Source organism: Streptomyces sp. NPDC093225 (assembly GCF_044753805.1).
Taxonomy (GTDB): domain Bacteria; phylum Actinomycetota; class Actinomycetes; order Streptomycetales; family Streptomycetaceae; genus Streptomyces.
The window spans coordinates 13,550-39,228 of record NZ_JBIVNX010000020.1 but is presented as its reverse complement, the minus strand read 5'-3'; the positions used below and the strand labels follow the sequence as shown (position 1 = coordinate 39,228).

Here is a 25,679-nt window from a genome sequence, read left to right as displayed (position 1 = left end):
TTATTCGTCGCGGCGCCGCTTTCCGTCCAGTTCGTCCCACCACTCGTCGGACTGCGGGTCCCCGGACGGGTCGTCCCACCACCGGTCGTCCGGGCCGCGCCGGTTCGCGATCATCGCGGCCACCGGCGGGATGACCATGGCCACCACGCACATCCCCACGGCGGCCGGCACCGACCAGAGGCGCACGAATCCCCAGGCGGAGACGAAGAGGACCAGGCATCCGCCCATCAGCAGGAAGTAGGCGCGTCGGCGCCGGGCGTACATACCTCCAGCGTACGGACCCCGCGGCGACCCCGGAACGGCGCGAAGGGCCGCACCCCTATCCAGTGGCGTCCAACCCCCTGGGGTGCGGCCCTCCGGCCGGTATGACGTGGCTGCCCCGCGGCAGCCGGCGGCGGTCGTCAGACCGCGATCGCGACGTCCGTCAGGCTGCCCGTCTCGGTGACGACGACCTTGCGGTCGGCCTGGGCGCCCGGAACCAGGGCGCGCAGCGTCCACTCGCCGGTGGCCGCGTAGAAGCGGAACTGGCCGGTGGCCGAGGTCGGGACCTCGGCGGTGAACTCACCGGAGCCGTCCAGCAGGCGCACGTAACCGGTGACGGGCTCGCCGTCCTTGGTCACCTGGCCCTGGATGGCCGTCTCGCCCGGCTTGAGCGTGCTGACGTCGGGGCCGCCGATCGGAGCTCCACACATGTTCTCTGTCCTGTCCTAGAGGTTTAAGGGGGTCCTGCGTGCCCGGTGTTACTTGTTGGCGCCGATCTCGATCGGCACGCCGACGAGGGAGCCGTACTCGGTCCACGAGCCGTCGTAGTTCTTGACGTTCTCGACGCCGAGGAGCTCGTGCAGCACGAACCACGTCAGCGCGGAGCGCTCACCGATGCGGCAGTAGGCGATGGTGTCCTTCGCCAGGTCCACCTGCTCGTCGGCGTACAGGGCCTTGAGCTCGTCGTCCGACTTGAAGGTGCCGTCGTCGTTGGCGTTCTTCGACCACGGGATGTTGCGGGCGCTCGGCACGTGGCCGGGGCGCTGCGACTGCTCCTGCGGGAGGTGCGCCGGGGCGAGCAGCTTGCCGGAGAACTCGTCGGGCGAGCGGACGTCGACCAGGTTCTGGGCGCCGATGGCGGCCACGACGTCGTCGCGGAAGGCGCGGATGGAGGTGTCCTGGGCCTGGGCCTTGTAGGAGGTGGCCGGGCGGGCGGGGACCTCGGCGCCGTCGACCAGGTCGCGGGAGTCGAGCTCCCACTTCTTGCGGCCGCCGTCGAGGAGCTTGACGTCCTGGTGGCCGTACAGCTTGAAGTACCAGTAGGCGTACGAGGCGAACCAGTTGTTGTTGCCGCCGTAGAGGACCACGGTGTCGTCGTTGCCGATGCCCTTGCGGGAGAGGAGCGCCTCGAAGCCCTCCTGGTCCACGAAGTCGCGGCGGACCGGGTCCTGGAGGTCCTGCTTCCAGTCGATCCGGACGGCGTTCCTGATGTGGTTCTTGTCGTAGGCGGACGTGTCCTCGTCCACCTCCACGACGACGACCTTCGGGTCGTCGAGGTGGGCCTCGACCCAGTCGGCGTCGACGAGTACGTCGCTGCGGCTCATGGTGTTCTCCTCCGGGGCAGTGTGCGGCGGGTGGTGCAGGGAGTGCTGCGGGTGCTGCGGTGCGCGGGCCGGCGGCCGCCCGGAGACCGGGTGTCCGGATTCCGGGATGCGGGGAGGCACGCCAGGGTCGGGCAGGGCGGGGCGGTCGCGGATACGCGCGGGATGCCGTCGTCGTGCGACGGCCGGGCAGGAGCGGCGCCGGCGCTCGCGGGGAGCGCGGCCTGCTCGCTCACCTCGAGCGACAGAGCATGGCGGCGACGCGGCACAGGTCTACTGCCCGCCGCTTCGTGAGTTCCGCCTGTCGCTTCATAGGCAGGAATCGTAGGGAGGTTCCGGGCGGACTGTCACCGGCGTGTCATATATCGAGACAGGATCGTCCGAATCTCGGGATGGAAGAGGTCTTCCGAAGGCCCCGGAAGCCGTGCGGGAGCACGGCGGGGGCACGGCGGGGGCACTTCGGCTGCGGTGCGGACACGGGTGTCTCAATATGTGGCCGGGTGTCCGGCGGACGGTCGTCGACAGGTGGTCGCCGCGGCGTTTCAGCGGGCGCCGAGCTCGACGTCCGTCCCCTTCAGGACCGCCCGGACGCCCGCGCCGTCCGTCGTGACGGACGCGAGGGAGAGGCCCTTCGGGAGGGCGTCGACAGTGCGGTCGAAGTCGGTCTTGCGGCGGATCAGCTCCTCCAGCCCGGGGAAGCCCTCGCCGGGGACGTGCTCGGCCCGCACCCGCACCACGTTCCCGCCCACCAGGGTGACGGTGGACACCACGCTGCGCGACAGGGTCCGGCCGAAGACGCCGATGGTCGCGGTGACCTTCACCTTCCCCGGCGCGCCGCCGTACGAGACGGTCACGCCCTCCTGGGAAGCCGCGGTCAGGTCGGCGTACGACAGGAACGCGGTGCCGTCCGCGCGGGTGGCGGTCCCGCCCTCGTAGTCCCCGCGCAGCCGTACGTCGTGGAAGCTCGCGTCGAGCTCGGTGACGCGGACGGGGTGGCCGCCGGACTTGGTGTCCACCCCCTTCAGGTGCGCGTCCACCCGCTCCAGGCGGTGGTCGACGACCTGGGTCAGGAACGGGAAGCCCCTGATGTCCACCTCGGTCTCGCCGGCCCAGCCCTGGCTGAAGCGGACCCGGTCCGCGAGCTCGCTCTCGGCGCGGCCCTCCGCGAGGCGGTCGGCGGCGACGAGCAGTCCGGCCAGGACCGCCAGTCCGATCAGCAGGATGCGCAGTGCCCGCACTGGTCTTTTCCCCCCTGTGGTGCCCGTACGGGCCCGAACGGCCGGTGCGGCCGCGGCCCGTCCGGCCACGACCGGGGCGACCGGTCGGACCCGTGGTCGGGCCCGGCGGCGGTCGCCCTCCGGTACTACGAACGTTCCCCGGCCCGCGGTTCCCCGGATGCGGGGCGGGCGTCCCGTGGTGCGTGGGGCCCGCGCGGCACGCGGCACGGGACCCACGCGGCGGCCCGGGGCCGCGGGTCAGCCGGCGACCACCCGGCCGAGCAGGTGGACGGCGGGCGCGGCCAACGCCAGCGGCAGCGCGACGCCGGCCGTCATGTGGACGAACTTCGACGGGTAGTCGTACGCCGCCACGCGCAGGCCCGCCAGGGCGCACGCGCCGGCCGCGAGGCCGATCAGCGCCCCGCCCGCGCCGGTCCCCGCGATCCCGCCCACGAGCAGGCCCGCGCCGGCCGCAGCGGCCAGCGAGACGCCCACCGACGGTGCCGCGGGCAGCGGCAGGGACCGCACGACCGCGGCGACCGCCACGGCGGCGGCGCCGGCCGTGACCGCCCCGGCGTCCGCGGCCAGGTAGCCGGCGCACACGATCGCCAGGGCCGCCGAGGCGACGCTGGCCATCAGGCCGTACATGCGCTCGTCGGGGTCGGCGTGCGAGCGCAGCTGGAGCACCAGGGTGAGAAGCACCCAGACGCCCAGGGTGCCGAGCACGGCCGCGGGGCCGTGCCCGGTGGCGAGCACCGCGCCGTCGGCGACGAGGCCGCCGAGGAACGCGAGGGCGATGCCCTGGCGGGCCGGCCACATGCCGTTGAGCCGGAACCAGCCGGCCGCGGTCAGACCCTGGAGGGCGACGAGCGGGAGCAGCAGCGCGTACTGGCCGACGCCCGCGGAGACCGCCATCAGGGCCCCGATCGCGGCCGTGATCAGGGCCGACTGCGGGCCCGGGTCGATGATCGGCGAACGGCCTTCGGCGCGGGCCTGGCGCGGGTCGCGCACGCGCACGCTGCCGAGGGTGACGGGGGCCGAGTACTCGCCCGTCTCGGCGTCGCCGGCCGGGGCCGGCTGCGGTGCGCCGCCGGCGCCGGGCGCCACGGGGTCCGCGTCGGCGCCGGCCGGGGCCTGCTGCGGGCGCGCGCCGTGGCGGCCCCGCGGTGCCTCGTCGTCGCGGACCGGCGGCAGGTACGCGGTCTCCGCCGCGGCGTGCGCGGCGTACGGCGCCGGGCCGTCCTCGCGCACGGGCGGGAGGTAGGCGGTCGCGGCGGCGTCGGGCGCGCCGAAGGGGGCGTCGTCCCGGACCGGCGGCAGGTACGCCGTCTCCGCGGCGTCCCCACCGGCGGCCGGGGCCCGCCCGGTACCGGCCTCGGGCCACGGCGTCGGGGTGGGAGCGGGGGCGACCTGCCCGGTGCCCGCCTCGGGCCACGGAGCCGCGGCCGGGGTGTGCCCCGTACCGGCCTCGGGCCACGGCGTCGGGGTGGGAGCGGGGGCGGCCTGACCGGTGCCCGCCTCGGGCCACGGCGTCGGGGTGGGAGCGGGGGCGACCTGCCCGGTGCCCGCCTCCGGCCACGGCGTGGCGGCCGGCGCGGCGGCGGCCGGGCCCGTACCCGCGTCGGGCCAGGCCGACGGGCCCGGGGCGCCCGCGCCGGTCCCGGCCTCCGGCCAGGCGGCCGGCGCGGCGGCGGTGCCGGGCGCCGGGGTGTGCTGCGCCCAGGACGGGGCCTGCGGGGCGTGCGGGGTCTGCGGCGCCTGCGGGACCGCCGGCTGCGGCCACGGCGCGGACTGCTGGGCGTGCGGGTCGTGCTGCTGCGGGACCGCGCCCGTCCCCGCGTCGGGGTGCGCCGCGGGGTCGGCGGCGTGGCCGCCCGGGGCCCCCTCGGGCCGGAAGACCGGCTGGTAGGTGGTGTCCCAGGTCTCCGACGACCAGGTCTGGGTGGAGAACGGGTCCTGCGGCCCGCCCGCGTACGGCTCCGGGGCCGGCTGCCCCGCGTCGGGGTGTCCGTGGTGCTGCTCGCTCATCTCGCCCCTCACCCGCCCGCGAACGGCGGGAGGACCTCGACCGTGCCGCCCTCGGTCAGGCGCACGGAGTCGTGCGGTCGGGTGCCCACCGGGTCGTGGTCGACCAGGAACGAGCACCGCTTCAGCACCTGCACCAGCTCCCCGGGGTGCCGCTCGCGCACGGCGTCCAGCGCCTCCGCGAGCGTCTCCGCCGCGTACGGCTCCTCCGCGGTCCCGGCCGCGGCCTTGGCCGCCGCCCAGTAGCGGATGGTTCCCGCTGCCACAGCAGCTCCTTTCGTCGGGGGTCCATCATGCCGTCTCGTACCCGTGAGCCAGTCCGCCAGGCGGCCCAGGAGCGCCTCGTCGGCCGCGTCCTCGGCGTGCCCCATGCCCCGCTCCAGCCACAGCTCGGCCGGGCCGGCCGCGGCGAGCATGCGCGGGTGGTCGAGGGGGAAATAGGGGTCGCGGTCGCCGTGCACGATCAGCAGCGGGACCGGCGCGATCAGCGGCACCGATTCGTACGGGGCGAGCGGTACGGGCGACCACTCCCGTGCCGAGATCCGCGTCCCCAGTCCCGCGCGGGCCACCAGCCGCCCGGCCGGGGTGGTCACCACCCAGTGCAGCCGCCGCATGGGCGCGGTCCCCCGGTAGTACCACCGTGCGGGGGCGCTCACGGCGGCCACGGCGGCCGGCCGTGCTTCCGCACGCCCCCCGGGCGCGCGTCGCCCGCCCGACCCGCCGAGCGGACCGGGGCCCGCCGTCAGGGCCGCGTGCCGCAGCACCACCGAGCCGCCCATCGAGAAGCCCACGGTGGCCACCCGGGCGTGCCCCCGTTCGCGCGCCCAGGCCACTGCGGCGGCCAGGTCCAGCACCTCGCGGTCGCCCAGCGTGGAGCGTCCCCCGGAGCGGCCGTGACCTCGGAAGGAGAAGGTGACGACCGCCGCGCGCCGGGCCAGGACCGCCGCCGCGCGCCGCACCGCGGGCCGGTCGACGGAGCCGCCGAACCCGTGCGCGACCACGATCGCGCCGCAGTCCGCGGGTCCGGATCCGGGCTCGTAGCGGGCCTCGATCGGCACCCCGTCCGCCGTGACCAGCGTGGTGCGGACCACACGGTCGGCTCCGGGCACGCCCTCTCGCGCGGTACTCATGTGGGCTATTCTGCTGCGCAGAGGATCCGGGCAACGTTGCCCCCGGGTCCTTTTGTGCTTTCAGCACGTTGAACACGGCACGAACACCGGCAGCCGGTGGAACCCTTCGGTTCCACACGGGTCCGGTCGCGGGCCCCGGGGCGCGGGGTCCGTACCGCAGTACCGTCAGAAGCAGTGCGCACAGTCCTCGACGGGACCGAGGAGGAACCGACGTGATGGGCCAGCGAACCACGCACGACCGTCCGACCCGGGCAGGTGGTCGGCGATGAGCTCACTCCTGCTGCTGACCAACGCCCTCCAGCCGTCGACCGAGGTGCTGCCCGCCCTCGGTCTGCTCCTGCACAACGTCCGGGTGGCCCCCGCCGAGGGCCCCGCGCTCGTGGACACCCCCGGCGCCGACGTGATCCTCGTCGACGGCCGCCGCGACCTGCCCCAGGTGCGGTCGCTCTGCCAGCTGCTGCGCTCCACCGGCCCCGGCTGCCCGCTCGTCCTCGTCGTGACCGAGGGCGGCCTGGCCGCCGTGACCGCCGACTGGGGCATCGACGACGTCCTGCTCGACACCGCCGGCCCGGCGGAGGTCGAGGCACGGCTGCGGCTGGCCACGGGCCGCCAGCAGCTCGGCTCCGACGACTCCCCCATGGAGATCCGCAACGGCGACCTGTCGGTCGACGAGGCGACCTACTCCGCGAAGCTCAAGGGCCGGGTCCTGGACCTGACCTTCAAGGAGTTCGAGCTGCTCAAGTACCTCGCGCAGCACCCGGGCCGGGTCTTCACCCGCGCCCAGCTCCTGCAGGAGGTGTGGGGGTACGACTACTTCGGCGGCACCCGTACGGTCGACGTCCACGTGCGGCGGCTGCGCGCCAAGCTGGGCCCGGAGCACGAGTCCCTGATCGGCACGGTGCGCAACGTCGGCTACCGCTTCGTCGCCCCCGAGAAGGTGGAACGGGCGGCCGAGGAGGCCCGCAGCAAGGCGGCCAAGGAAGCAGCCGCCGACGCCGGGACGCCGGCCCGCCGGTAGGCGCGGACGCCCGGTCCGGCACCCCCGGGCGGCGTGTAGGCCGTCCGGGGGAGCACGCGGGATCGTCCGCTGGGCAGACTCCCTGCCCACGCGGCGGTCACCCCGCGTAGAATTCCGCGCGTGGCCAAGGTGACGCGGGACGACGTGGCGCGACTGGCGGGTACTTCTACCGCGGTCGTGAGCTACGTGATCAACAACGGACCCCGGCCGGTCGCCCCGGCCACGCGCGAGCGTGTCCTCGCAGCGATCAAGGAACTGGGGTACCGGCCCGACCGGGTCGCCCAGGCGATGGCCTCGCGGCGCACGGACCTCATAGGCATGATCGTCCCCGACGCGCGCCAGCCCTTCTTCGCCGAGATGGCGCACGCCGTCGAACAGGCCGCGGCCGAGCGCGGGAAGATGGTCCTGGTCGGCAACTCCGACTACCGCACCGAGCGCGAGGTCCACTACCTCCGCGCCTTCCTCGGCATGCGGGTCTCCGGACTCATCCTGGTCAGCCAGGGCATGAGCGAGCAGGCCGCGAGCGAGATCGAGGCCTGGGACGCCCGGGTCGTCCTGCTGCACGAGCGGCCGGAGGCCATGGACGACGTGGCCGTCGTCACCGACGACGTCGGCGGCGCCCAGCTCGCCACCCGCCACCTGCTGGAGCACGGGCACGAGTACGTGGCCTGCATCGGCGGCATCGAGAACACCCCGTCCGTCGGCGACCCCGTCGCCGACCACGTCGAGGGCTGGCGGCGGGCGATGCTGGAGTCCGGCCGCTCGGTCGAGGGCCGGCTCATCGAGGCCCCGTACAACCGGTACGACGCCTACCGGGTCGCCCTGGAGGTGCTGGCCCGGCCGGACCGGCCGACCGCGATCTTCTGCGCCACCGACGACCAGGCCATCGGCGTCCTGCGGGCCGCCCGCGAGCTGCGCATCGACGTGCCGGGCGAACTGGCGGTGGCCGGCTTCGACGACGTGAAGGAAGCGGCGCTCACCGACCCGCCGCTGACCACCATCGCCTCCGACCGGCCGGCCATGGCCCGGGCCGCGGTGGACCTGGTGCTCGACGACGCCCTGCGGGTGGCCGGGTCCCGGCGGGAGCGGCTCAAGCAGTTCCCGTCGGCGCTGGTGGTCCGCCGCTCCTGCGGCTGCAACCCGAACGGCTCCTGACCACCTTTTATTTCGGGCATACAGCCTTCTGTCGGGCTTCTCAGCGGGTACTCAGGAAGCTCTCATGATCGGCGGTCAGAGTCTGGTCCATGACCGACAGCCACCGCCACGAAGGCGAGTACCCGCAGCAGGAGAACCCCACCGGCTACCCGCAGCAGGAGCACGCCGCCGGGTACCCGCCGCCGCCGGCGTACCCGCCGCCGGCACCGGGCTGGCACGAGGCCCACGGCCCGGCGGCCCACGGCCCGGCGGCCCATCAGGCCCACCCTGCGGAGGGCGCGCGGGCGCGCGACACCCCGGACGGGCCCGAGCAGGGCGGCGGGCCCGGCGCCGGCCGGGGCGGTTGGGGCACCCCGGCCGCCGCGCCCGCCGAGGGGCCGGGCGGCGGCCACGCCGCACCCGCCCGCACCCGGCGCCCGGCGGCGCTGATCGCCGCGGTGGCGCTGGTGGCCGCGCTGGTCGGCGGCGGCACCTCGTACGCGATCGACCAGTTCCTCGGCAAGGACGGCGGCGCCGTGAACGGCGTCTCCGGCACGAACGTCTCCCGGTCCGACGCCGGCACGGTCAGCGGCGTCGTCCGGCAGGTCCTGCCCTCCATCGTCGAGTTCGACGTCACGATGGCCAACGGCACCGCCACCGGCTCCGGTGTGATCATCAGCTCCGGCGGTGAGGTGCTCACCAACAACCACGTGGTGGCGGGCGCCACCTCCATCAAGGTGCGGACCTCCGACGGCAGGACGTACGACGCCAAGACCGTCGGCACCGACCCCGACAAGGACCTCGCCCTGGTCAAGCTGTCCGGTGCCAGCGGCCTCAAGGCCGCCGCGCTCGGCGACTCCGCCAAGCTCTCGGTCGGCGACCAGGTCGTGGCCGTCGGCTCCCCCGAGGGCCTGACCGGCACCGTCACCAGCGGCATCGTCTCCGCGCTCGACCGCGACGTGACAGTCCCCAAGTCGGACGACGGCGGCGGCGACGGCAGGCAGCAGGGGCAGCAGGACGGCGGCTGGCCGTTCGAGTTCGGCGGCCGCCAGTTCAACGGCGACACCGGCTCGTCGAAGACCACGTACAAGGCGATCCAGACCGACGCCTCGCTCAATCCCGGCAACTCCGGCGGCGGCCTGTTCGACATGAACGGCAACCTCATCGGCATCAACTCCGCCATCTACTCGCCCTCCACGGGCCAGTCGAGCGCCGGCAGCGTCGGCCTCGGCTTCGCCATCCCCGTCGACACCGTCAAGAAGGACCTCGGCTCGCTGCGCGACGGCGGCAGCGGCGGCGCCGGGAACGACGGCCGGCAGCAGGACGGCGGCGACAGCGGCGGCGACGGGTTCTTCGGCACCCTCTTCTGACCCGCCACCGTGCAAGGCTGGGGGCCCGGGACCCACCCGGGCCCCGCCCTCTTGAGAAGGACCCCGAGCCGATGAACCCCGCCGAAGGCGACCCGCAGCGCATCCTCATCGTCGACGACGAGCCGGCCGTGCGCGAGGCGCTGCGCCGCAGCCTGGCCTTCGAGGGCTACGCCACCGAGACCGCCGTCGACGGGCTCGACGCCCTGGAGAAGGCGGCGGCGTACGCGCCCGAGCTGATCGTGCTCGACGTCCAGATGCCCCGCATGGACGGCCTGACCGCGGCCCGGCGGCTGCGCGCCGCCGGGTCCGTCACGCCGATCCTGATGCTCACCGCCCGCGACACCGTCGGCGACCGGGTCACCGGCCTCGACGCCGGGGCCGACGACTACCTCGTCAAGCCCTTCGAGCTCGACGAGCTGTTCGCCCGGATCCGGGCGCTGCTGCGGCGCAGCCGGTACGCCGCCCCCGCCGCGGACGGCGCGGCCGCGGAGGACGTGCTGGCCTTCGGCGACCTGCGCATGGACCTGGCCACCCGCGAGGTCACCCGGGGCGGCCGGCCGGTGGAGCTGACCCGCACCGAGTTCACGCTGCTGGAGATGTTCCTGGCGCACCCGCGCCAGGTGCTGACCCGCGAACAGATCCTCAAGACCGTGTGGGGCTTCGACTTCGAGCCCAGCTCCAACTCCCTGGACGTGTACGTGATGTACCTGCGCCGCAAGACCGAGGCCGGCGGCGAGCCGCGCCTGGTCCACACCGTCCGCGGGGTGGGCTACGTGCTGCGGGCGGGCGACGGCGGAGGTGCCGAGTGAGGCACTGGTTCCGCTCGCTGCCGCTGCGCTCCCGCCTGGCGATGCTGGTGGCGGGGGCGGTGGCCTTCGCCGTGGCGGCGGTGGCGCTGGTGTGCTGGTTCATGGTGCGCACCACGCTGCGCGACCAGCTGGACGCCTCGCTGCGCTCCACGAACGTGGTGGAGCAGGTCAGGTACGGCTGCCAGCAGTCCGTACCCGTACCGGGCCGGATCAAGAGCAACCTCAGCGCCTCGGTACAGATCGTGCTGCCCGACGGCCAGCACTGCCTGGTGGACGGCTGGCTCGCGCCGCGGGCCACGAAGACCGACACCGAGGTGGCGGCGGGCGCCCGGGGCGCCACCCTCTACGACTCGGTCTCCACCGACGGCACTCCGCTGCGGGTGCTGACCCTGCCCGCCACGTGGGACCGCGGCACGCTGGGCACCACGCAGATCGCCATCTCCGTCGCCCGGCCGCTGTCCGACATCGACAAGCCCCTCGACACCCTCGCCTGGGTGCTCCTGGCCCTCGGCGGCATCGGGGTGGTCGGGGCCGGCGCGGCCGGCCTGTGGGTGGCCCGGACCGGGCTGCGGCCGGTGGACGAACTCACCGGCGCCGTCGAGCACATCGCCCGCACCGAGGACCTGACCGTCCGCATCCCCGACGAGGGCGAGGACGAGATCGCCCGGCTGTCGCGGTCGTTCAACTCGATGACCGCCGCCCTGGCCTCCTCCCGCGACCGGCAGGCCCAGCTCATCGCCGACGCCGGCCACGAACTGCGCACCCCGCTGACCTCGCTGCGCACCAACGTCGAGCTGCTCGCGCGCAGCGAGGAGACCGGCCGGGCCATCCCGCCCGAGGACCGCAGGGAACTGCTGGCCTCGGTCAAGGCGCAGATGACGGAGCTGGCCGCGCTGATCGGGGACCTCCAGGAGCTGTCCCGGCCCGAGGCCGCCGTGCCCGGCCCGCTCCAGGTGGTGGCCCTGCACGAGATCGCCGGGAGCGCCCTGGCGCGGGCCCGGCTGCGCGGGCCCGAGCTGACCTTCGGCGCCGAGCTGGACCCCTGGTACGTACGGGCCGAGCCGGCGGCGCTGGAGCGGGCGGTGGTCAACGTCCTCGACAACGCGGTCAAGTTCAGCCCGCCCGGCGGGGCCGTCGAGGTCCGGCTGCGGGACGGGGAACTGACCGTGCGGGACCACGGGCCGGGCATCCCCGCCGAGGAGCTGCCGCACGTCTTCGAGCGGTTCTGGCGGTCGCCGTCGGCCCGGGCGCTGCCCGGCAGCGGCCTGGGCCTGTCGATCGTGGCCCGTACGGTCCACCAGGCGGGCGGCACCGCCGAGCTGCGGCCCGCGGATCCGGGTCCGGGCACCGAGGCGGTCCTGCGCCTCCCCGGCGCCCCGACGCCGCCCCCGGACCTGCCGGGCGACTGACGGCACGGCTCAGCAGGAGGGATCCCGCGGGTGTTCCCTGCAGTACGGGTAGCTGGCTTCGAGCAGGGCGGCCTGGTTCACGACGGGCGCGGGGTCCGGCAGGTATCCGGCGATCCGGAAGGGTTTGCCGCCGTCGGAGAGGGTCAGGCTCTTCCGCTCGCCTCCGACCAGCAGGTCGACGTCGACGGTCCCCTCGTACACCGCGCCGTCCTCGTCCACGTAGAGGTCGAGACTGAGGTCGGCCGCTTCGTTCTTGCCCAGGTTCAGCCCGAGGCGGTCGACGGACCGGCCGTGCTCGTCGGAGATCTCGGCCCGGGGCGGGCGGGAGTCCACGGCGAGTTCCGCGGAGCGCGCGGGGATGAACGCCGCCTCCACGGCGCACCCGTCCACGCGGGTCCGCCGGGGTGGATCCGGGAGCTTGTGGACGTGCGGGGTGAAACCGAGCACCACCACCGAGTCGCTGCGCTCCGTGGTCAGGACGAAGTCGATGGTCACGCCGTAGGGCACGCCACCGAGGGACCGCAGCCAGGCGCCGGTGCGGCGCGTGCAGGCGAACCGCACGTCGGGCGGCGGGTGGGCGAGCGCGGCCGGCGCCACCGGCACGGTGTAGTTGTCGTAGTACTCCACGCCCTTCACGTAGATCTTCGGGGCGGGCGGATGGCGGGGCCACCAGTCATCGGGCCAGTTCACGACCACTCCGATGGTCGTGGCGACGAGTGCCACGAGTCCGCCGGCGAAGGCCACGGCCCGCGCCGGACCCTCCAGCCACCGGGGCTGTCCCGGGTCGCCCGCCACGCCCCCACGATGGGACGGCCGGCCGTGGGCGGCCACCCGCCCGCGGCCGTACGGGTCAGGGGTTGTGGCGGAGGAGGGAGGCGACCAGGCCGGAGCGGGTGCTGGGGAAGTCCATGGGGACGATCCCGAGGCCGGTCCGGCCGGCCAGCTCCGCGCCGTCGACGAAGGACTGCACCTGGGGGTTGAGGCGGTCGGAGTTCCAGCGGGGCGGCAGCAGGGCGGCCGTGCTGGTGTAGTTCACGAAGAGCCGGCCGGGCTGGGCGACGGCCTTGCGGAAGTGGTCCTCGATCTTGCCGCGCTTGGCGAAGGGCTCCGCCATGTAGTCGTCCTGGATGTCGAAGACACCGGGGTCGCCGTAGCGCAGTCCGGGCAGTCCGGCGTTGTCGGCGAGCAGGACGACCCTGCCGCGGGCCTGGCCGAGGTCGGGCAGGGCGGCACCGATGCGGAAGAGCGGGCGCCAGCCGCGCCGGTCGAGGTAGTCGTCGAAGACGGCGCGGAAGGTCGCGTCGCTCTCCTCGGAGTACTCCTGCTTGACCCGCATGAGGACGGTCTCGCGGGGGTGCGCGGCGAGGAAGTCCCGGCAGGCGACGAGGACGTCGCCGAACATCAGGTTCTGGTAGTACGCGGCGTGGTGGACGGCGAACGAGCCGCCGGTGACGCGGCAGCGCACGTCGAGGAAGCGGATGCCGGAGTCCAGCTGTTCGGCGACGGTGGTGTTCTGGCAGGCGACGTAGAGGCCGCCGTAGCGGGCGCCGGAGTCGTGGGTGCCGGGGACGGTGAGCCGCTGGAGCGGCGTCGCGTCGGCGATGGCGCCCATCCAGTCCTGGACGCCGGCGGCCGCGGCGGAGGCCACCGGGGCCCCGAGTGCGGCGGCGGCGCCGGCCGCGCCGGCCGCGAGCGTTCCGACGAGAAACGTGCGCCGATCCAGGCCCATGGCCGCCCCCTGTGTCCGCCCCGCACGACTGGTCGAGCGCGAGTATGACGTGCACACATCAAAAGACGGAAGGGTCGTGCGCCGTGGAACGCCGGAGGGCGGCGGACCCCGCGGGTCCGCCGCCCTCCTCACTGCCTCACCGCTCGGACGGTGTTACTTGATGACCGTGATCCGGTCGGCCACCGGCGGCGCCAGCGGGGTCGACTCCGAGGAGTGCTTGGCCAGGTAGGCGTTGAACACGTCCAGGTCGGACGGGCCCACCAGCTTGTTCTTGTGCTCCTTCAGGACGGTGAAGCCGTCACCGCCGCCCGCGAGGAACTCGTTCATCGCGACGCGGTAGGTGCGCGTCGGGTCGATCGCCTCGCCGTTCAGCTTGACCGAGCCGACGACCACGCGGTCCGCGCCGGCCTTCGTCATGTCCAGCGTGTAGGTCAGGCCCTTGGAGATCTGCAGGATCTTCGGGTTCGGGCCGTTGACCGGGCCGGACACCTGCTGCTGGAGCGCCGTGACGAGCTGCGCGCCGGTCAGGTCCACGATGTTCATCATGTTGGTGAAGGGCTGGACCGTGAAGGCCTCGCCGTACGTCACCACGCCGTCGGCCGTCTCCGCGCCCGACTTGGCGTACGCCAGGTCGGAGCGGATGCCGCCCGGGTTCATGATCGCGAGCTGCGCGCCGCCCTTGTCGGCCGGCGAGAGCGCCTCGAGCTGCGCGTCGGCGATCACGTCGCCGAGCGGCTTCTCGAACGCCTCCGAGCCGCGGCCGGCGATGTCGGCGGAGATGTAGCCCTGGGTGCGGTTGGAGATCGGCGCGGCCAGCGCGTTCCAGCGGTCGATCAGCTCGGTCATGTCCGCGGCCTTCGGCTGGTCACGGGGGACCAGGCGGTTCGCGGTCGTCACCTGCGGACGGACGATGTCGCCGGTGGCGCGGTCGTACGTCAGGTTCGTCTCGGTGAACAGGCGGCCGAAGGAGGCGGCCGAGGTGACCGTGCGCGGGTTGCCGGCGGGGTCCGCGAGGGTGCAGGCGTACGCCTGGTGCGTGTGGCCGGTGACCAGGGCGTCGACCTGCGGGGTGACGTTCTTGGCGATGTCGACGATCGCGCCGGAGATGCCGGAGCCCGGGCCGCCGGCGTCGCAGCTGTCGTTGTACGCGTTCGAGGCGGGCAGGCCGCCCTCGTGGATGAGCGCGACGATGGACTTCACGCCCTGGCGCTCGAGCTCCTTGGCGTACTTGTTGATCGTCTCGACCTCGTCGCCGAACTTCAGGCCCTTGATGCCCGCCGCGGTGACGACGTCCGGGGTGCCCTCGAGGGTCACGCCGATGAAGCCGATCTTGACACCGTTCTGCTTCCACACCCAGTACGGGCTCATCAGCGGACGCTTGGTCTTCTCGTCCGTGACGTTGGCGGCCAGGTACGGGAACTGCGAGCCCTCGAAGGTCCTGCCGTACTCGAAGCAGCCGTCGACCGGGTGGCAGCCGCCGTAGCGCATGCGCAGGAGTTCCTGGCGGCCCTCGTCGAACTCGTGGTTGCCGACGCTGGTGACGTCCAGCTTCAGCTTGTTGAGCGCCTCGATGGTGGGCTCGTCGTGGAACAGACCGGACAGCAGCGGGCTGCCGCCGATCATGTCGCCGGCGGCCGCGGTGATGGAGTAGTCGTGGCCCTCGCGCGCCTTGCGCAGGCTGGTGGCCAGGTACTCCATGCCGCCGGCCGGTATCGCCTTGGTGGTGCCGTCGGGCTGGCGCTCGGTCACGTTGCCGGAGGAGCCCTGCGGGGGCTGCAGGTTGCCGTGCAGGTCGTTGATGTTGAGCATCTGGACGTTGACGTAACGTCCCTGCGCCTTGCCCGCGGTGGTGGCGGTGACACTCGCGGCTCCGGCCGGCAGGGCGGCGGCGACCAGGGCGCCGGTGCCGGCCGTGACGGCCAGGGCGGCGAGGGTCAACCGGCGGTTTCGGCGGTGCCGTTGTGGTGTCGCTGACATCAGTTCCCCTTTGCGGACAGCGATGCGATCTGTAGGTCTGGTGCGGAAATCGCAGCCCGCAGCCTACGGTCAACGCGCGTAGCGGCGACAGGGGGTGCACGGTTACCGTTCAGTTGCGTTGAGGGGCCCGTTGCGAGAAGAAGGGGGCCAAGCGCGACGAACCGCCCCACCCCGCGAACGTGCAGTCGCCGCACGACTACCGCCCGTACCGGAGGCGCCCAGCGCCCCGCGCCGGCCCGCGCGTTCGGGTCCGGACTCCACCCGGGGGACCGGGAAGCTCCACCATCGGAGTCGGGGCAGCACGCCAGGAGGTCGTTACGAGTGGGCGCCGGGCCGTGCGCCGTAGGCTCGACGTATGACTGACGCAGCAGCGGCACTGGAGCCCAGCCGACGGATCCAGGAACTCGACGAACTGACGCACGAGCAGGCGGAGGCGGTCCTCGGCCTTCTGGAGGAGGCGCGGCTCACCGACGGCACCTCGGCCGTCTCCGAGCAGGGCCGGCTCCAGCTGACCGGCGGCCGCCGCGAAGGCATCCGGCACTTCCTCCTCACCGAGCACGGACGGCTGGCCGGGTACGCCCAACTGGAGGACACCGACCCCGTCGAGGCCCCCGCGGCGGAGCTCGTCGTGCACCCCGCGATGCGCGGCCGCGGCCACGGCCGGGCCCTGGGCACCGCCCTGCTCGCCGCCTCGGGCAAGCGGCTGCGGGTCTGGGCGCACGGGGGCAAGTCGGCCGCCCGCCACCTGGCCCAGGTGCTCGGCCTCAGCCTGTTCCGCGAACTGCGCCAGCTGCGCCGCCCCTTGACCGGCGACGACGCCGTCCCGGAGGCGGTACTGCCCGCGGACGTCGTCGTGCGGACCTTCGTCCCGGGCGACGACGACGCGGCCTGGCTGGCGGCCAACGCCGAGGCGTTCGCGCACCACCCCGAGCAGGGGGCGCTGGCCCAGCGCGACCTCGACGACCGCAAGGCCCAGCCCTGGTTCGACCCCAAGGGCTTCTTCCTCGCCGAGCGGGCCGGGCAGCTGGTCGGCTTCCACTGGACGAAGGTCCACGAGGCCGAACGGCTCGGCGAGGTGTACGTCCTCGGCGTCCGACCCTCCGCCCAGGGCGGCGGCCTCGGCAAGGCCCTCACCGCGGTCGGCCTCCACCACCTCCAGGCCGAGGGCCTGCCCACCGCCATGCTCTACGTCGACGCCGACAACCCGGCCGCGCTGGCCGTGTACGAGGGCATGGGCTTCGTCACCCACGAGGTCGACCTGATGTACCGCACGGAGTCGTAGCCACCGGAGGTCCGCAGCCCCCGCAGGCCGCCCCGTGGTGTGCGGGGGAGCCGCGCACCGCGGGGCGGCCCCGCGAAGCGATCCCACCCGACCCCGCCCGGCCAGCCGAAGCACGGGGCTCCCCGTACGGCCGTACTCCACCCCGCTCCGCCGTCCAGGTGACGGCGAGGTCACGGCCTTGCCCCCGGGGCCCCCTGCCCGCCACGCGCCATTAACCAGCCATTCAGCAACCCTTGCGACGCTCGCGGAATGCAGCCCGTCGCCGACCCGTCACAGAGCAACGGACTCCGGCAGCCCGCCGACCCGTCTCCGAGCCGCCTGCTGCGCCTCCCCGCGCCCTCTTCCGACGCGCCTGTTACGGCTCCGGCGCGGAAGAATGGACGCATGAGCAGCCAGAGCAGCGCCGACGTCCCCGCCCAGCCCGTGAAGCCGCCTTCCCCGTCCGCGTCCAAGGGCGCCTCCAAGGGTGCGTCGAAGGGCTCGTCCCTGGCCCAGGGCCCGGCTCAGAGCCCGGCGCCGGGCCCCGCCCACGGCACGGCCGCGCCGAAGGGCCGCCGCCCCCAGCCGTCGGTGGGCTCCATAGCCGCGCACCGTCCGCACGGCGTCAGCGCGGCCACGGCCTCCGACCTGGAGCCGGACCTGGACGCCGACCTCGACGCGTACGAGGAGGACACCGCCGGCGGCGAGCTGCCCAGCGGACGCTTCCTGGACCGGGAGCGCAGCTGGCTGGCGTTCAACGAGCGCGTCCTGGAACTGGCCGAGGACCCCGCCACCCCGCTGCTCGAACGGGCGAACTTCCTGGCCATCTTCGCGTCGAACCTCGACGAGTTCTTCATGGTCCGGGTCGCCGGCCTCAAGCGCCGCATCGCCACCGGCGTGGCCACCCGCTCCGCCTCCGGCCTGCAGCCGCGCGAGGTGCTGGAGTTGATCTGGACCCGCTCGCGCGAGCTCATGGCCCGGCACGCGGCCTGCTACCAGCACGACGTGGCTCCCGCGCTCGCCGACGAGGGCATCCACCTGATCCGGTGGCCCGACCTCACCGAGAAGGAGCAGGCCCGGCTCTTCACGCTGTTCAAGAACCAGATCTTCCCGGTCCTGACGCCGCTGGCCGTGGACCCCGCGCACCCGTTCCCGTACATCTCCGGCCTGTCGCTGAATCTGGCCGTGGTCGTGCGCAACCCGGTCAGCGGCCACCGGCACTTCGCCCGGGTCAAGGTGCCGCCGCTGCTCAGCCGCTTCCTGGAGGCCTCCCCGCAGCGCTACGTCCCGCTGGAGGACGTCATCGCCGCGCACCTGGAGGAGCTCTTCCCCGGCATGGAGGTGCTCGCGCACCACATGTTCCGGGTGACGCGCAACGAGGACCTGGAGGTCGAGGAGGACGACGCCGAGAACCTCCTCCAGGCCCTGGAGAAGGAGCTCATGCGGCGCCGCTTCGGCCCGCCGGTCCGCCTGGAGGTCGAGGAGTCCATCGATCCGGGCGTCCTGGACCTGCTCGTGCAGGAGCTCAAGATCAGCTCCGCCGAGGTGTACCCGCTGCCCGGGCCGCTGGACCTGACCGGCCTGTTCGGCGTCGCGTCCCAGGACCGGCCGGAGCTGAAGTACCCGAAGTTCGTCGCGGGCACCCACCGCGACCTGGCCGAGGTCGAATCGGCCTCCGCGCCCGACATCTTCGCCGCCCTGCGCGAGCGGGACGTGCTGCTGCACCACCCGTACGACAGCTTCTCCACGTCCGTGCAGGCGTTCCTGGAGCAGGCGGCCGCCGACCCGGACGTCCTCGCGATCAAGCAGACGCTGTACCGCACCTCCGGCGACTCCCCGATCGTGGACGCCCTGATCGACGCGGCCGAGTCCGGCAAGCAGGTGCTGGTCCTCGTCGAGATCAAGGCCCGCTTCGACGAGCAGGCCAACATCAAGTGGGCGCGCAAGCTGGAGGAGGCCGGCTGCCACGTGGTCTACGGCCTGGTCGGGCTGAAGACCCACTGCAAGCTGTCGCTGGTGGTCCGCCAGGAGGGCGAGCTGCTGCGCCGCTACTCCCACGTCGGCACCGGCAACTACCACCCCAAGACGGCCCGGTTGTACGAGGACCTCGGCCTGCTCACCGCCGACCCGCAGGTCGGCGCGGACCTCTCCGACCTCTTCAACCGGCTGTCCGGCTACTCCCGCCGGGAGACCTACCGGCGGCTCCTGGTGGCCCCCAGGTCGCTGCGGGACGGGCTGATCGCCCGGATCAACAAGGAGGCCGCGCACCACCGCGCGGGCCGGCAGGCGTACGTCCGCATCAAGGTCAACTCGATCGTCGACGAGGCGCTCATCGACGCGCTGTACCGGGCGTCCCAGGCGGGCGTGCCGGTCGACATCTGGGTGCGCGGCATCTGCGCGGTGCGCCCGGGCGTGCCGGGGCTGTCGGAGAACATCCGGGTGCGGTCGGTCCTCGGCCGGTTCCTGGAGCACTCGCGGCTGTTCGCCTTCGGCAACGGTGGCGAGCCGGAGATCTGGCTCGGCAGCGCCGACATGATGCACCGCAACCTGGACCGCCGCATCGAGGCCCTGGTGCGGGTCACGGACCCGGCGCACCGGGCGGCCCTGGACCGACTGCTGGAGACCGGCATGTCGGACAGCAGCTCGTCGTGGCACCTGGGGCCGGACGGGGAGTGGACACGGCACAGCACGGACGCGGACGGGGCTCCGCTGCCGCACGTACAGGAGATGCTCATAGACGCCCGGAGGCGCCGGCGTGGCTCAGCGACACCATGACCTCGGCACGGCTGACGTGCTGGGGGACTCCAGCGCGGGGGACGTGCTCGGGGCTTATCTGCGCGCACAGGCGACAGCCTTCCTGCGCGGACTGAGACTGCACGAGGAGAGCGGTGCGGACGCGGCCGAGGGGGTGGAGGCGGCCCGGGCCATCCGGGGCGCCGCCCGCCGCATCAGCGGCTCGCTGGCCACGTACCGGCCGGTCACGGAGACCGGCTGGGCCGACGGCCTGCGCACCGAGCTGACGTGGCTGTCCGCCACGCTGGCCGACGAGCACCGGTACGGGAGCCGGCTGGCCAGGCTGCTGGACGCGCTGCACCGGCTGTCCGGCTCGCCCGGGGTGCCCGCGCCGCGGGGGGCGGCGCGGGGCTCGCTCACCGTGGGCTCGGCCCGGGCGGCGGCGCTGCTGGAGCGGCAGCTGACGCTGGCCCGGACCCGGGCGCACTCGGCGACGCTGCACGCGCTCGGCTCCTCGCGGTTCCACGCGGTGGCCGATGCGGTGGCCGTGCTGGCCTCGGAGGTCCCGCTGGACACCGTCGCGGCCGCCGGGCGCACCGACCAGGTGCTCGTCCCGCTGTCCGCGCAGGTGGCGGACCGGCTGGCGGTGGCGGCGGCCGAGCTGCCGCTGGGCCGGGCCGGGCACCCGTACAACGCGGACGCGCTGGTGGACGACGAGTCCCAGGACGCGCCCTGGCACCGGGTGCGCACGCTGCTGCGGGTCCACCGGTACGCGCAGGAGGCCCTGGGCGCGGACGTGGCCCGGCTGACGACGGCCGGCGGGGCCCTCGACCGGCACCGGGACGCGGCCGAGGCGGCGGCGGCCTCGGCGCAGGCGGCCCGGACCCCGCGGATCGCGCCGGCGACGGCGTACGCGCTGGGCGTGCTGCACGCCGACCAGCGGCACGAGGTGGAGGCGGCCCGGTTCGACTTCCAGCGCGTGTGGCAGCGCGCCGAGACCCCGGTGGCGACGTGACCGGGCCGGCCGGCATTCCGGTGGCGTCGTGACCGGCCCGTGGGGCTCCGCCGGCGGGGCGACCGGCCCGCGGGGCCCGGGTGACGCGACCGGCCCGCGGGGCTCCGGCGTCAAGCCGGTGTTCGCGGCCGGGTGCGTCCTGTGGCGGCGGGCGGCGGTGGACGGCGGGCTGGAGCTGTGCATGGTGCACCGGCCGCGCTACGACGACTGGTCGTTCCCCAAGGGCAAGCTCAAGCGCGGGGAGCTGCCGGCGGACGCCGCCCGGCGCGAGGTGCTGGAGGAGACCGGGTACGTGTGCGCGCTCGGCACCCCGCTGCCCACCTCCCGTTACCTGGTGGACGGCCGGCCCAAGACGGTGCACTACTGGGAGGCCGAGGCGCTGCACGGCGGGTTCGTGCCGTCGGTGGAGGTCGACCGGCTGCTGTGGCTGCCGCCGACCCCGACCCGACGGGTGCTCTCGTACGACCACGACCGGCCGCTGGTGGACGCGCTGCTCGCGACGCTGCCGGGCTGATCCCGGTGCCGTCGGGGACGGTCCGTACCGGTCCCGTGCCGGTCCCGTGCCCGGTCTCCCGTGCCGCTCCCGCCGACGGTCCGTACCGGGCCGGAGGGCGTCGGTCCGGGTCGGCGCGCGCGGCGGCGCCCGTGGCCGGAAAATGCCCCTTGGGGCACTACCGTGTGCCCGCCCGTACGCGCCGGGCGCGCCGCCGGGAACCGGCGCGCGCGACCCCGGCGGGCCGCACCATGCCGTCCGCCACGGTTCACCGTCCGTTCACTCACCCCCGTCGGCCGCTTCACCTGTTCTGCCTAATTTCGGCTGTGCACGGTGCGGGACACGGGCTGAAAACCGGTGGCCCCGTCGTGGCACCACGTACTCCTCTTCGCACGCCGCCCCGGATCAGAGACCGGTCGGCGGCTCCTGGAAGGAACACCCGAAAGTGATGCTTCAGCGCAAGAACCGGCTTCGTGCCTCCGCCCTCGGGGCGCTCGTCGTGTCCGGCGCCCTGGTCCTGACGGCGTGCGGCTCGGACAACAACACGCCGAAGGACGGCAGCTCGACGAAGGCCGCCGCTCCGACGGGCGACGCCTCGCAGTGCGCCGGCGCCAAGGGCCAGCTGCTGGCCTCCGGCTCCTCCGCGCAGAAGAACGCCATGGACCTGTGGGTCAACGGCTACATGGCCACCTGCAAGGGCGTCGAGGTCAACTACAAGGCCTCCTCCTCCGGCGAGGGCATCGTCGCCTTCAACCAGGGCACCGTCGGCTTCGCGGGCTCCGACTCGCCGCTGAAGCCCAAGGAGGTCGAGGACTCGAAGAAGGTCTGCACCGGCGGCCAGGGCGTGAACCTGCCGATGGTCGGCGGCCCGATCGCCATCGGCTTCAACGTCTCCGGCGTGGACAACCTGGTCCTCGACGCCCCCACCCTGGCCAAGATCTTCAACGGCAAGATCACCAAGTGGGACGACGAGGCCATCAAGAAGCTGAACCCCTCGGCCAAGCTCCCCTCCACCGCCATCCAGGCCTTCCACCGCTCCGAGGACTCGGGCACCACCCAGAACCTCGGCAAGTACCTGGCCGCCACCGCGAAGGCCGACTGGCCGTACGAGCCCGAGAAGAAGTGGCCGGCCCCGGGTGGCCAGGCCGCCTCCGGCTCCGCGGGTGTCGCCGCCCAGGTCAAGCAGGTCGACGGCGCGATCGGCTACTTCGAGCTGTCCTACGCCTCGCAGCAGGGCATCAAGACGGTCGCCATCAACACCGGCGCCTCCGCCCCGGCCGACGCCACCTCCGAGAACGCCTCGAAGGCCATCGCCGCCGCCAAGATCGCCGGCACCGGCAAGGACCTGGCGCTCAAGCTCGACTACACCACCAAGGCCGAGGGCGCGTACCCGATCGTCCTGGTCACGTACGAGATCGCCTGCGACAAGGGCAACAAGGCCGAGACGCTCCCGACCGTGAAGTCCTTCCTGACCTACACGGCCAGCGACGCCGGCCAGAAGATGCTCGCCGAGAAGGGCTACGCCCCGATCCCGGCCGAGATCAACGCGAAGGTCCGCGAGGTCATCTCCTCCCTGGGCTGATCGCACGACCCGGAGCCGGTCCGCTCACCGTCCTGAGCGGGCCGGACTCCGGACCCTCCGGTGCACCGCCGCCAGGGGGCTCCCCGAGCCCCCGTCCAGACCGGAAAGATCATGGCTAACACGACTTACACCCCGACGGACCAGGCTCCGCCGGTCTCCCGGAGCATCTCGACCGGCCGCGCCGGCGACAAGATATTCCTGGGCCTCTCGCGAGGCTCGGGCATCCTGCTCCTGGTGATCATGGCGTCGATCGCCCTCTTCCTCACCTACCGCGCGTCGCTCGCCCTGGCCGACAACCACGGCAACTTCTTCACGACCTTCGACTGGAACGCCACGGGCGACCCGCCGGTCTTCGGCATCGCGGTCCTGCTCTTCGGCACCGTCGTCAGCTCGGTCATCGCGATGGTCATCGCGGTGCCGGTCGCCGTGGGCATCGCGCTCTTCATCTCGCACTACGCGCCGCGCAAGCTGGCCGCGCCCCTCGCCTACGTCGTGGACCTGCTGGCGGCCGTGCCGTCCATCGTCTACGGCATCTGGGGCGCCCTCTTCCTCGTCCCGTACCTGGGCGGCCTGACCTCCTGGCTGGACGAGTACCTCGGCTGGACGTACGTCTTCGACAAGACCCAGGCGGGCGTCGACCGCTCCCTGTTCACCGTCGGCATCCTGCTCGCGATCATGATCCTGCCGATCGTGACCAGCGTCAGCCGCGAGGTCTTCAAGCAGGTCCCGCGCATGAACGAGGAGGCCGCCCTGGCCCTCGGCGCGACCCGCTGGGAGGTCATCCGGATGTCCGTCCTGCCCTTCGGCCGGTCCGGCGTCATCTCCGCCTCGATGCTCGGCCTCGGCCGCGCCCTCGGCGAGACGATGGCCGTCGCCACCGTGCTCTCCCCGAGCTTCCTCATCAACGGGCACCTCCTCGACCCCGGTGGCGGCACGTTCGCGCAGAACATCGCCGCGAAGTTCGACGAGGCCAACGAGTACGGCCGCGACGCGCTGATCGCCTCCGGTCTCGTCCTCTTCCTCCTCACCCTGCTGGTCAACGGCGCCGCTCGCATGATCATCGCGCGCCGCAAGGAGTACTCGGGGGCGAACGCCTGATGAGCCACGCACTGCAGGACCAGCGGCCCGCCGGGACCCACAGGTCCGCCGCCCCCACCAGCCTCACCCGGGGCGGCCTGCCCCGCTGGGCCCCCCTCGCCGTCGCCGCCGTCTCGGTCGCCCTCGGCTGCGGCATCGGCGCCGCCGCCGGCCTGGACAGCAAGATGCAGTGGGGCCTGATCGCCGGCGCGCTGTTCATCCTCATCACGTACACCGCCAGCGCCGTCGTCGAGAACCGCCGCCAGGCCAAGGACCGCGTCGCCACCTCGGTCATCTGGGTGTCGTTCGTCCTCGCGGTCGTGCCGCTGCTGTCCCTGATCTGGGTCACCGTCTCCCGCGGCCTCAAGGTCCTCGACGCCTACTTCCTCAGCCACTCGATGGCCGGCGTCGCCGGCTTCGAGCCGGGCGGCGGCGTCTACCACGCCCTGCTCGGCACCATCGAGCAGGTGCTCCTGGCGACCGTGATCGCCGCCCCGATCGGCCTCCTGACCGCCGTCTACCTGGTCGAGTACGGCCGGGGGTCGCTCGCCAAGGCCGTCACCTTCTTCGTCGATGTCATGACCGGCATCCCGTCCATCGTCGCGGGCCTCTTCATCCTGACGACCTGGACGCTGATGCTGAAGCAGGGGCCGTCCGGCTTCGCCGGCTCCCTGGCCCTGTCGATCCTGATGATGCCCGTGGTGGTCCGCTCCACCGAGGAGATGCTCAAGCTCGTCCCGAACGAGCTGCGCGAGGCGTCCTACGCCCTCGGCGTGCCGAAGTGGAAGACGATCCTCAAGGTCGTCCTCCCGACCGCCATCGGCGGTATCGCCACCGGCGTGATGCTCGCCGTCGCCCGCATCACCGGCGAGACCGCGCCGATCATGCTGCTGGTCTTCGGATCCCAGCTGATCAACGGCAACCCGTTCGAAGGCGCCCAGTCCTCCCTCCCGCTCTACATCTGGGAGCAGTACAAGGTGGGCAGCGCCGACTCCTTCGACCGGGCCTGGGCCGCCGCGCTCGTCCTGATCGCCTTCGTCATGATCCTCAACCTGGTGGCCCGCGGCATCGCCCGCTGGAAGGCCCCGAAGACCGGCCGCTGACCGGCCACGAAAGAAGCTCTGATTCCCATGGCCAAGCGCATCGACGTCTCCGGTCTGTCCGCCTTCTACGGAACCCACAAGGCCATCGACGACATCTCGATGACCGTCGAGCCCCGCTCCGTGACGGCCTTCATCGGCCCCTCGGGCTGCGGCAAGTCCACCTTCCTGCGCACCCTGAACCGCATGCACGAGGTCACCCCCGGCGGCCGCGTCGAGGGCAAGGTGCTGCTGGACGACGAGAACCTCTACGGCGCGGGCGTCGACCCGGTCGCGGTCCGCCGCACGGTCGGCATGGTCTTCCAGCGCCCGAACCCCTTCCCCACCATGTCGATCTTCGACAACGTGGCGGCGGGCCTGCGCCTGAACGGCAAGTTCAAGAAGAGCGAGCTCGCGGACGTCGTCGAGCGCTCCCTCAAGGGCGCCAACCTCTGGAACGAGGTCAAGGACCGCCTGAACAAGCCCGGTTCCGGCCTCTCCGGCGGCCAGCAGCAGCGCCTGTGCATCGCCCGCGCCATCGCGGTCGAGCCGCAGGTCCTGCTGATGGACGAGCCCTGCTCCGCCCTCGACCCGATCTCCACCCTCGCCATCGAGGACCTGATCGGCGAGCTGAAGGAGCGGTTCACCATCGTCATCGTCACCCACAACATGCAGCAGGCCGCCCGCGTCTCCGACCGCACCGCGTTCTTCAACCTCGCGGCCGTCGGCCAGCCCGGCAAGCTCATCGAGATCGACGAGACCGACCGGATCTTCTCCAACCCCTCCGTCCAGGCCACCGAGGACTACATCTCGGGCCGCTTCGGATAAACCGGATCACGTCCCGGACCGCCTCCGGGAGATCCCCACACGCGTCCTGCGGTGCTGCATGGCGGTGCCACCGCGAGACGGAAACGGGCCCGCCCCCTGGGAAGGGGGCGGGCCCACCCACGTTCCGGACCCGCCCGGGACCCACCCCCGCGATGTGACCCACGCCACTACAACCATCGACCCGCCCGACCGGTCGAACCCAGCGTCAGG

At 73.3% G+C, this 25,679-nt stretch carries 22 protein-coding genes and 2 pseudogenes; 13 read left to right on the top strand and 11 right to left on the bottom strand.

What is annotated here, in order from left to right:
* From ACIQCH_RS19710 to ACIQCH_RS19675, 8 genes and pseudogenes are all read right to left on the bottom strand, one after another.
* On the bottom strand, positions 1–264 hold the full coding sequence (locus ACIQCH_RS19710; RefSeq protein WP_030204219.1) for a DUF3099 domain-containing protein: 264 nt from the start codon (positions 262–264) through the stop codon (positions 1–3).
* 137 nt (positions 265–401) lie between these two features.
* Positions 402–692, bottom strand: a complete 291-nt coding sequence (locus tag ACIQCH_RS19705) for a DUF1416 domain-containing protein (RefSeq protein WP_030204220.1) — start codon at positions 690–692, stop codon at positions 402–404.
* A 48-nt stretch (positions 693–740) separates the two neighbouring features.
* Positions 741–1,586, bottom strand: a complete 846-nt coding sequence (locus ACIQCH_RS19700) for a sulfurtransferase (RefSeq protein WP_402582454.1) — start codon at positions 1,584–1,586, stop codon at positions 741–743.
* 229 nt (positions 1,587–1,815) lie between these two features.
* Entirely contained in the window at positions 1,816–1,896 is an 81-nt protein-coding gene (locus ACIQCH_RS19695) for a putative leader peptide (RefSeq protein WP_369405192.1), read from the bottom strand.
* A 229-nt stretch (positions 1,897–2,125) separates the two neighbouring features.
* Positions 2,126–2,821 (bottom strand): DUF2993 domain-containing protein, encoded by a 696-nt coding sequence (locus ACIQCH_RS19690; RefSeq protein WP_402582452.1) that lies wholly within the window; start codon positions 2,819–2,821, stop codon positions 2,126–2,128.
* Positions 2,822–3,058: 237 nt separating this feature from the next.
* Complete coding sequence (locus tag ACIQCH_RS19685; RefSeq protein WP_402582450.1) at positions 3,059–4,828, bottom strand: hypothetical protein; 1,770 nt, start codon at positions 4,826–4,828, stop codon at positions 3,059–3,061.
* 8 nt (positions 4,829–4,836) lie between these two features.
* Positions 4,837–5,061: pseudogene (locus ACIQCH_RS19680) on the bottom strand (MoaD/ThiS family protein); the annotation flags it as partial.
* A gap of 69 nt (positions 5,062–5,130) precedes the next feature.
* A pseudogene (locus ACIQCH_RS19675) lies at positions 5,131–5,955 on the bottom strand (alpha/beta hydrolase); the annotation flags it as partial.
* A 265-nt stretch (positions 5,956–6,220) separates the two neighbouring features.
* Here ACIQCH_RS19675 and ACIQCH_RS19670 point away from each other — a divergent pair.
* From ACIQCH_RS19670 to ACIQCH_RS19650, 5 genes are all read left to right on the top strand, one after another.
* The gene (locus ACIQCH_RS19670) at positions 6,221–6,973 is read left to right on the top strand and encodes a winged-helix domain-containing protein (RefSeq protein ID WP_402582448.1); all 753 of its coding nucleotides are present in this window, start codon (positions 6,221–6,223) and stop codon (positions 6,971–6,973) included.
* A 120-nt stretch (positions 6,974–7,093) separates the two neighbouring features.
* On the top strand, positions 7,094–8,128 hold the full coding sequence (locus ACIQCH_RS19665; RefSeq protein ID WP_402582446.1) for a LacI family DNA-binding transcriptional regulator: 1,035 nt from the start codon (positions 7,094–7,096) through the stop codon (positions 8,126–8,128).
* A gap of 89 nt (positions 8,129–8,217) precedes the next feature.
* Positions 8,218–9,477: a S1C family serine protease gene (locus ACIQCH_RS19660; protein WP_402582445.1), complete on the top strand. Its 1,260-nt coding sequence runs from the start codon at positions 8,218–8,220 to the stop codon at positions 9,475–9,477.
* Positions 9,478–9,548: 71 nt separating this feature from the next.
* Positions 9,549–10,286, top strand: a complete 738-nt coding sequence (locus tag ACIQCH_RS19655; protein WP_402582443.1) for a response regulator transcription factor — start codon at positions 9,549–9,551, stop codon at positions 10,284–10,286.
* 41 nt (positions 10,287–10,327) lie between these two features.
* Positions 10,328–11,695: a sensor histidine kinase gene (locus ACIQCH_RS19650; RefSeq protein WP_402582626.1), complete on the top strand. Its 1,368-nt coding sequence runs from the start codon at positions 10,328–10,330 to the stop codon at positions 11,693–11,695.
* A gap of 9 nt (positions 11,696–11,704) precedes the next feature.
* On the opposite strand, the gene ACIQCH_RS19645 is transcribed toward ACIQCH_RS19650, so the two are convergent.
* From ACIQCH_RS19645 to ACIQCH_RS19635, 3 genes are all read right to left on the bottom strand, one after another.
* Complete coding sequence (locus tag ACIQCH_RS19645; protein ID WP_402582441.1) at positions 11,705–12,490, bottom strand: hypothetical protein; 786 nt, start codon at positions 12,488–12,490, stop codon at positions 11,705–11,707.
* Positions 12,491–12,545: 55 nt separating this feature from the next.
* Positions 12,546–13,424: a phosphatidylinositol-specific phospholipase C gene (locus ACIQCH_RS19640; RefSeq protein WP_402582439.1), complete on the bottom strand. Its 879-nt coding sequence runs from the start codon at positions 13,422–13,424 to the stop codon at positions 12,546–12,548.
* Positions 13,425–13,577: 153 nt separating this feature from the next.
* Positions 13,578–15,401, bottom strand: coding sequence for a bifunctional metallophosphatase/5'-nucleotidase (locus tag ACIQCH_RS19635; protein ID WP_402582437.1), 1,824 nt, complete (start codon positions 15,399–15,401; stop codon positions 13,578–13,580).
* 355 nt (positions 15,402–15,756) lie between these two features.
* On the opposite strand from ACIQCH_RS19635, the gene mshD reads away from it, so the two are divergent.
* The 8 genes from mshD to pstB all read left to right on the top strand — a co-directional run bounded on the left by mshD (position 15,757) and on the right by pstB (position 25,469).
* Positions 15,757–16,683 carry a mycothiol synthase gene (mshD, locus tag ACIQCH_RS19630; protein ID WP_402582435.1) on the top strand — a complete coding sequence of 309 codons (927 nt, stop codon included), beginning with the start codon at positions 15,757–15,759 and terminating at the stop codon, positions 16,681–16,683.
* A 384-nt stretch (positions 16,684–17,067) separates the two neighbouring features.
* Complete coding sequence (locus ACIQCH_RS19625; RefSeq protein WP_402582433.1) at positions 17,068–19,437, top strand: RNA degradosome polyphosphate kinase; 2,370 nt, start codon at positions 17,068–17,070, stop codon at positions 19,435–19,437.
* Positions 19,418–20,410, top strand: coding sequence for a CHAD domain-containing protein (locus tag ACIQCH_RS19620; protein ID WP_402582431.1), 993 nt, complete (start codon positions 19,418–19,420; stop codon positions 20,408–20,410). Before ACIQCH_RS19625 ends, ACIQCH_RS19620 begins: the two co-directional genes overlap by 20 nt.
* 118 nt (positions 20,411–20,528) lie before the next feature.
* Complete coding sequence (locus ACIQCH_RS19615; RefSeq protein WP_402582624.1) at positions 20,529–20,924, top strand: NUDIX hydrolase; 396 nt, start codon at positions 20,529–20,531, stop codon at positions 20,922–20,924.
* A 424-nt stretch (positions 20,925–21,348) separates the two neighbouring features.
* A complete protein-coding gene (pstS, locus tag ACIQCH_RS19610) occupies positions 21,349–22,485 on the top strand; it encodes a phosphate ABC transporter substrate-binding protein PstS (protein ID WP_402582429.1) in 1,137 nt (378 codons plus the stop codon).
* Between the two features lie 111 nt (positions 22,486–22,596).
* Positions 22,597–23,583: a phosphate ABC transporter permease subunit PstC gene (gene pstC, locus ACIQCH_RS19605; RefSeq protein WP_402582427.1), complete on the top strand. Its 987-nt coding sequence runs from the start codon at positions 22,597–22,599 to the stop codon at positions 23,581–23,583.
* Positions 23,583–24,665: a phosphate ABC transporter permease PstA gene (gene pstA, locus ACIQCH_RS19600; RefSeq protein WP_402582425.1), complete on the top strand. Its 1,083-nt coding sequence runs from the start codon at positions 23,583–23,585 to the stop codon at positions 24,663–24,665. Before pstC ends, pstA begins: the two co-directional genes overlap by 1 nt.
* 27 nt (positions 24,666–24,692) lie before the next feature.
* Positions 24,693–25,469, top strand: a complete 777-nt coding sequence (gene pstB, locus ACIQCH_RS19595; RefSeq protein ID WP_402582423.1) for a phosphate ABC transporter ATP-binding protein PstB — start codon at positions 24,693–24,695, stop codon at positions 25,467–25,469.
* The last annotated feature ends 210 nt before the right edge of the window (positions 25,470–25,679 follow it).

Coding starts and splice junctions, on each gene's coding strand:
- ACIQCH_RS19685 (WP_402582450.1), bottom strand. CDS start 4,828: ATGAGCGAGCAGCACCACGGACACCCCGACGCGGGGCAGCCGGCCCCG.
- ACIQCH_RS19640 (WP_402582439.1), bottom strand. CDS start 13,424: ATGGGCCTGGATCGGCGCACGTTTCTCGTCGGAACGCTCGCGGCCGGC.
- pstA (WP_402582425.1), top strand. CDS start 23,583: ATGAGCCACGCACTGCAGGACCAGCGGCCCGCCGGGACCCACAGGTCC.
- mshD (WP_402582435.1), top strand. CDS start 15,757: ATGACTGACGCAGCAGCGGCACTGGAGCCCAGCCGACGGATCCAGGAA.
- pstB (WP_402582423.1), top strand. CDS start 24,693: ATGGCCAAGCGCATCGACGTCTCCGGTCTGTCCGCCTTCTACGGAACC.
- ACIQCH_RS19705 (WP_030204220.1), bottom strand. CDS start 692: ATGTGTGGAGCTCCGATCGGCGGCCCCGACGTCAGCACGCTCAAGCCG.
- pstC (WP_402582427.1), top strand. CDS start 22,597: ATGGCTAACACGACTTACACCCCGACGGACCAGGCTCCGCCGGTCTCC.
- ACIQCH_RS19695 (WP_369405192.1), bottom strand. CDS start 1,896: ATGAAGCGACAGGCGGAACTCACGAAGCGGCGGGCAGTAGACCTGTGC.
- ACIQCH_RS19635 (WP_402582437.1), bottom strand. CDS start 15,401: ATGTCAGCGACACCACAACGGCACCGCCGAAACCGCCGGTTGACCCTC.
- ACIQCH_RS19700 (WP_402582454.1), bottom strand. CDS start 1,586: ATGAGCCGCAGCGACGTACTCGTCGACGCCGACTGGGTCGAGGCCCAC.
- ACIQCH_RS19650 (WP_402582626.1), top strand. CDS start 10,328: ATGCTGGTGGCGGGGGCGGTGGCCTTCGCCGTGGCGGCGGTGGCGCTG.
- ACIQCH_RS19660 (WP_402582445.1), top strand. CDS start 8,218: ATGACCGACAGCCACCGCCACGAAGGCGAGTACCCGCAGCAGGAGAAC.
- ACIQCH_RS19710 (WP_030204219.1), bottom strand. CDS start 264: ATGTACGCCCGGCGCCGACGCGCCTACTTCCTGCTGATGGGCGGATGC.
- ACIQCH_RS19625 (WP_402582433.1), top strand. CDS start 17,068: ATGAGCAGCCAGAGCAGCGCCGACGTCCCCGCCCAGCCCGTGAAGCCG.
- ACIQCH_RS19670 (WP_402582448.1), top strand. CDS start 6,221: ATGAGCTCACTCCTGCTGCTGACCAACGCCCTCCAGCCGTCGACCGAG.
- ACIQCH_RS19655 (WP_402582443.1), top strand. CDS start 9,549: ATGAACCCCGCCGAAGGCGACCCGCAGCGCATCCTCATCGTCGACGAC.